This is a genomic window from Acinetobacter stercoris, assembly GCF_900323515.1.
Taxonomy (GTDB): Bacteria; Pseudomonadota; Gammaproteobacteria; order Pseudomonadales; family Moraxellaceae; genus Acinetobacter; species Acinetobacter stercoris.
This window is the reverse complement of sequence record NZ_OOGT01000232.1, coordinates 1-5667: the sequence shown is the minus strand read 5'-3', so window position 1 is coordinate 5667 and position 5667 is coordinate 1. Positions and strand designations below refer to the sequence as shown.

The following is a 5667-nucleotide window of genomic DNA, read 5'->3' as shown; positions in this document are numbered from 1 at the left end:
CTGAGCAGCACCAGTGATCATGTTTTTAACATAATCGGCGTGTCCCGGGCAGTCTACGTGAGCGTAGTGACGAGTTGGAGAATCGTATTCTACGTGTGAAGTATTAATTGTAATACCACGAGCTTTTTCTTCAGGTGCAGAGTCAATTGCTGCGTAATCTTTAGCTTCACCGCCGTAAGTTTTTGCACAGATTGTTGCAATAGCAGCAGTAAGAGTTGTTTTACCATGGTCAACGTGACCGATTGTGCCCACGTTTACGTGTGGCTTATTACGTTCAAACTTAGCCTTAGCCATTTGATTTTCCTTTTTGAACTGCTCATGAGGTTCGGCTCATGAGCAACTGGTTATTAACTAAAAATTAGTTTGGCTTATAGTAATCTAAAGATTACTCGTCGTCACCTCTTTTACCGCCAGATTGGAACTTAGCGATAATGCCTTCAGCCACGTTACGTGGAGTTTCAGCGTATTTAGAGAATTCCATTGAATATGTCGCACGACCTTGAGACATAGAACGCATTTGAGTCGCGTAACCAAACATCTCTGCAAGTGGAACTTCAGCACGAATTGCTTTAGTACCACCAGGTAAATCGTCCATACCCTGAACCATACCACGACGACGGTTTAAGTCACCCATGATATCGCCCATGTAATCTTCTGGAGTTTCTACTTCAACTTTCATGATTGGTTCAAGAAGAACAGGATCTGCTTTCATGAAACCATCACGGAATGCGTAAGAACCAGCCATTTTGAACGACAATTCATCAGAGTCGACATCATGGTAAGAACCATCAAATAATGTCGCTTTGATACCCACAACAGGGTAACCAGCCAAGACACCATTTTTCATACGTTCCTGAATACCTTTGTCAACTGCACCGAAGAATTCTTTAGGTACAACACCACCAACAACTTCTTCAGCGAATTCGTAATCTTTACCAGCTTCTGTATCAAGCGGCTCTAAACGTACATATACGTGACCGAATTTACCTTTACCACCAGTTTGACGAACGAACTTACCTTCTTGCTCAACAGTCTTTTTGATTGTTTCGCGGTAAGCAACCATTGGTTTACCAATATTTGCTTCAACACTGAATTCACGTTTCATACGGTCAACAATGATGTCAAGGTGAAGCTCACCCATACCAGCAATAATTGTTTGACCTGATTCTTCGTCAGTACGAACACGGAATGAAGGGTCTTCTTTAGCCAAACGACCTAAAGCAATTGACATTTTTTCTTGGTCTGCTTTAGTTTTTGGTTCAACTGCAAGCGCGATTACAGGTTCTGGGAATTCCATACGTTCAAGAGTGATGATGTTTTTCTCATCACAAAGCGTATCACCAGTAGTGACGTCTTTAAGACCTACACATGCAGCGATATCACCCGCGCGAATTTCTTCAACATCTTGACGATCGTTTGCATGCATTTGCACGATACGACCAATACGCTCACGTTTAGATTTAACCGGGTTATAAACAGAATCACCTTGTTTAAGTACACCAGAATAAACACGTACGAATGTCAAGTTACCTACGAATTTGTCGTTCATGATTTTGAACGCAAGCGCAGAGAATGGAGCTTCGTCAGATGCTTCACGAACTGCTTTAGTTTCGTCTTTGTCGTCTAAAACGCCTTCGATCGCTTTAACTTCTGTAGGTGATGGCAAGAATTCAATCACAGCATCCAACATACGTTGAACACCTTTGTTCTTGAACGCTGTACCACAAAGCATTGGTTGAATTTCACAAGCTAATGTTTGAACACGTAAACCTGCAACGATGTCTTCTTTAGAAAGATCACCATTTTCAAGGTATTTGTCCATTAACTCTTCAGAAGCTTCAGCAGCAGCTTCAACCATGTTTGTACGCCACTCTTCAGCAGTTGCTTGAAGGTCAGCCGGGATATCACCGTACTCAAACATCATACCTTGAGAAGCTTCATCCCAAATGATCGCTTTCATTTCGATCAAGTCGATAACGCCTTGGAAGTTTTCTTCGGCACCAACTGGAATAACTACAGGCACAGGATGAGCACCAAGACGTGTTTTCATTTGTTCAACAACACGGAAGAAGTTTGCACCAGTACGGTCCATCTTGTTCACGAATGCTAAACGAGGCACTTGGTATTTGTTTGCTTGACGCCATACAGTTTCTGACTGAGGTTGTACACCACCTACAGCACAGTAAACCATACATGCACCATCAAGAACACGCATAGAACGTTCTACTTCAATAGTGAAGTCAACGTGTCCCGGAGTATCAATTACATTGATACGGTGTTCAGGGAACTGCTTACTCATACCTGACCAGAATGTAGTTGTAGCAGCTGAAGTGATAGTAATACCACGTTCTTGCTCTTGTTCCATCCAGTCCATTGTTGCTGCACCATCATGCACTTCACCAATTTTGTGAGATACACCTGTGTAGAACAAAATACGTTCAGTAGTCGTGGTTTTACCAGCATCAATGTGAGCAGAAATACCAATGTTACGATAACGAGAAATTGGGGTTTGACGAGCCATGATTTCTTGCATTCCTAAATTTTATTTATTTAAAACAGGACGCATCAATGAAACATTGATGCGTACGGATACTCAGTACGATTATTGGGCAACTTAAATACCCGCAAATCCCCCACTAGGGTAAAGTGCGATATTAAATCGAGCTACGGTACGCATGAGTATTCTCCTGATTAGGGACTGTTTTAGCCGCTTAGAAGCGGTAGTGAGAGAAGGCTTTGTTGGCTTCAGCCATACGGTGCACATCTTCACGTTTTTTGATCGCTGCGCCTTTACCTTCTGCTGCATCAAGCAACTCACCAGCAAGACGTAAAGCCATAGTTTTTTCAGAACGCTTAGCAGCAGCATCTACTAACCAACGCATAGCCAAGGCAGTACGACGGGATGGGCGCACTTCCATAGGTACTTGATAAGTAGCACCACCAACACGGCGTGCTTTTACTTCGACCATAGGACGAACTTTTTCAAGCGTAGCTTCAAAAAATTCAACCGGGTCTACTTTGTTTTTTTCTTGAACGCGATCTAAAGCACCGTAAACGATACTTTCAGCAATAGATTTTTTACCATCTTGCATTACATGGTTCATGAATTTAGCGATTGTTTGGCTGCTGAATTTCGGATCCGGAAGGATTTCACGAGCAGCGACTACGCGACGTCTTGGCATTTTAAACTACCTATAAATATGACACTTCAGGTTAATCCAGCAGTAAGTACAAAGTGTCGTGTACTATTCGCTGGCCTTACTACACGTCGCTTGAATTTCACAATTTTAAATGCAGAAATCAGACAAGCGAGACGATAAAGGATTGCGGTTCTATATCCTTAAGAAATTATTTCTTAGGACGTTTAGCACCATATTTAGAACGTGACTGGTTACGATCTTTCACGCCAGCACAGTCTAAAGAACCACGAACGGTATGGTAACGTACACCTGGTAAGTCTTTAACACGACCACCACGGATAAGAACAACACTGTGCTCTTGCAAGTTATGACCTTCACCACCGATGTAGCTAGAAACTTCAAAACCAGAAGTTAAGCGAACACGGCAAACTTTACGCATTGCTGAGTTAGGTTTTTTAGGTGTAGTTGTATAAACACGTGTACAAACACCACGACGTTGTGGACAAGCCTTCAACGCAGGAACTTTTGATTTTTCAATCAAAGTCGTACGACCCTTACGGATCAACTGATTTGTTGTTGCCATATGGCAATTCTCCCGTTAATAAAAAGCCTCAAAAAAAATACTACTTTTTGAGGGCATGCAATTGTAAGCGAAGATGCAAAAATGGTCAACATTCAACATAGTGTCAAATATTGACCATTGATGAGTTTGCGTACAATTCCGTTGCAAAATAATACGCTTAAAATATGACAGTTTCGTTTGCCTGTTTTGTAACCTTATCTAGCAAGTGAGACTTGATTCTCAAAGTAAAGTTATTTACTTCAAGTTTGGCTCATCACCTGAATCTGCATCGTTACTACGATCAGTTTCAGTTTTCTTCAGATCTGTAGAGTTTTTTTTCTGTGCTGAAGGTTTTGCTCTACTTGTTGTCTTTGCCCTAGTGCGTGTCGTTTTTGCTTTTATTACAGGAACATCAACTACAGTCTCGGAAACAATTAAATCTTGTGAGTTCTGCTCTAGAGTATCTTTCGAAGTAATATCATCAATCTGCTGAACTTCTTTTGATTGATGAATATTCTCGCCTTTATTTTTTAAATCCGCACCTTCTTTCTCTTCTTCTATAGTGTCTGTTTCAGTTATTGATAAATTAACATCACTTAATATTGTTAAAGTGGATTGATCCGCTTTCTCCGCTTTTTCAAATGCCATAAAGACATCCAGGCTCTCATCTGGATGGGCATTTAAATATTCACGTGCTCTCGAAAATACAACGTTTGCATGATGACTCGCATCACTCAATAATTTTAAGCTGAAATACGCCCCTACACTAGCACCAGCGATTGGAGTCAACTTTGAAACTATGGATAAATGAGGCACATGATTTAACCATTCCCATTTAAAGGAACCATCTTCATTACCCAACCATTTTTTTAAAAGCTCGGTATCATTACTCGAACCTAACAGCTGTTGTAACTGGTTAATATCATGTGTTTCCAGAAGCCGGGCAACAGCACGGACAGCAACCAGTAAAGTTTGTTTTTCTGCAACAGTTCCCAAATCGATACGTTTAAAAATATATTCTACTGTTTCTTGTTCATCATGAGCCTTCAGTTCAAAGCCATAAGCACGACCTGTCTGATAAATGCTGTGCAGAGCCAATGCGATAGAAGTCGGGACATCAATAGCTGCTCCAACAACACCAGAAATACCAGTCAAAGCACCTTGTACAACCGCATAACGTTTATTCTGATTTTCAAATGCCTGACTTATACGAGCAGAACGTGCAGGATCTTTCGCCAGCTCATTCAGATCTCGTGCCCCAACTTCCTTTAATACAGCTTCAACAGAACTAAGATTCGAGACAAAATCATTTAATTTTTCAAAAAAATAATCAGATAATTTGTCATTTAGTTCTGGAGAAATAAATGAGGTTACTTTATTAAACTTACTATAATGTCTACCCAAAAGCTGTCGTGAGACAAGTGGAATATGATCTCTCATCATCATTTGCGGGTTCATCGAGGATTTTTTTACATTATTATTTTTTTCTTGAGCATATCCTTGCAAAACTTGCTCATTATTAGGTTTTTCATCAAGTTTTGACACAGTTCCAGGTGCAACATGATTAAGCAGATTAATACCTGTTGTACCTATTTTTTTTGCCGCACCAAAGGCATTCGAAATAAAACTACGTGAATGTTTATTATTAGATTTTGGCATATTGTGTCCGCTCACCTATTTTATATTTACTCTTGATAGTAGAGTTTGTTTTACACGATCTCAAGCCCATTATGTTTTGATTCGTTAAAATGACCTGACTCAAAATCAACTTTCTTTGGGCTTTTTAAAGAAGACCATGACCAGAATAGGAATTTTTCACAAGAAATTTTTAAAAAATCTTTCCTTCAAATTTAACAGCCAGTTTTGATCGTAATCTTTTATTCCTTTAAGCTAAAATTGTATTGAATGTCTTTTCAAACTTTTCTATTGCATAGCATTTTTAATTTACATATCAATATCTAAAAA

Annotated in this window: 5 protein-coding genes; all 5 read right to left on the bottom strand. The window is 39.9% G+C overall.

Annotated features, from left to right (window positions below; all coding sequences use genetic code 11):
* Positions 1-294, bottom strand: a 294-nt coding sequence (locus KPC_RS17300) for a GTP-binding protein (protein WP_016801235.1), incomplete at its 3' end; no start/stop codon positions are given.
* A gap of 91 nt (positions 295-385) precedes the next feature.
* Positions 386-2521, bottom strand: a complete 2136-nt coding sequence (fusA, locus tag KPC_RS17295) for an elongation factor G (protein ID WP_121975589.1) — start codon at positions 2519-2521, stop codon at positions 386-388.
* A 190-nt stretch (positions 2522-2711) separates the two neighbouring features.
* Positions 2712-3182, bottom strand: coding sequence for a 30S ribosomal protein S7 (gene rpsG / locus KPC_RS17290; protein WP_004901967.1), 471 nt, complete (start codon positions 3180-3182; stop codon positions 2712-2714).
* Between the two features lie 166 nt (positions 3183-3348).
* Positions 3349-3723: a 30S ribosomal protein S12 gene (gene rpsL / locus KPC_RS17285; protein WP_004638184.1), complete on the bottom strand. Its 375-nt coding sequence runs from the start codon at positions 3721-3723 to the stop codon at positions 3349-3351.
* 234 nt (positions 3724-3957) lie between these two features.
* Positions 3958-5361 carry an EcsC family protein gene (locus KPC_RS17280; protein WP_121975588.1) on the bottom strand — a complete coding sequence of 468 codons (1404 nt, stop codon included), beginning with the start codon at positions 5359-5361 and terminating at the stop codon, positions 3958-3960.
* Positions 5362-5667 lie beyond the last annotated feature (306 nt).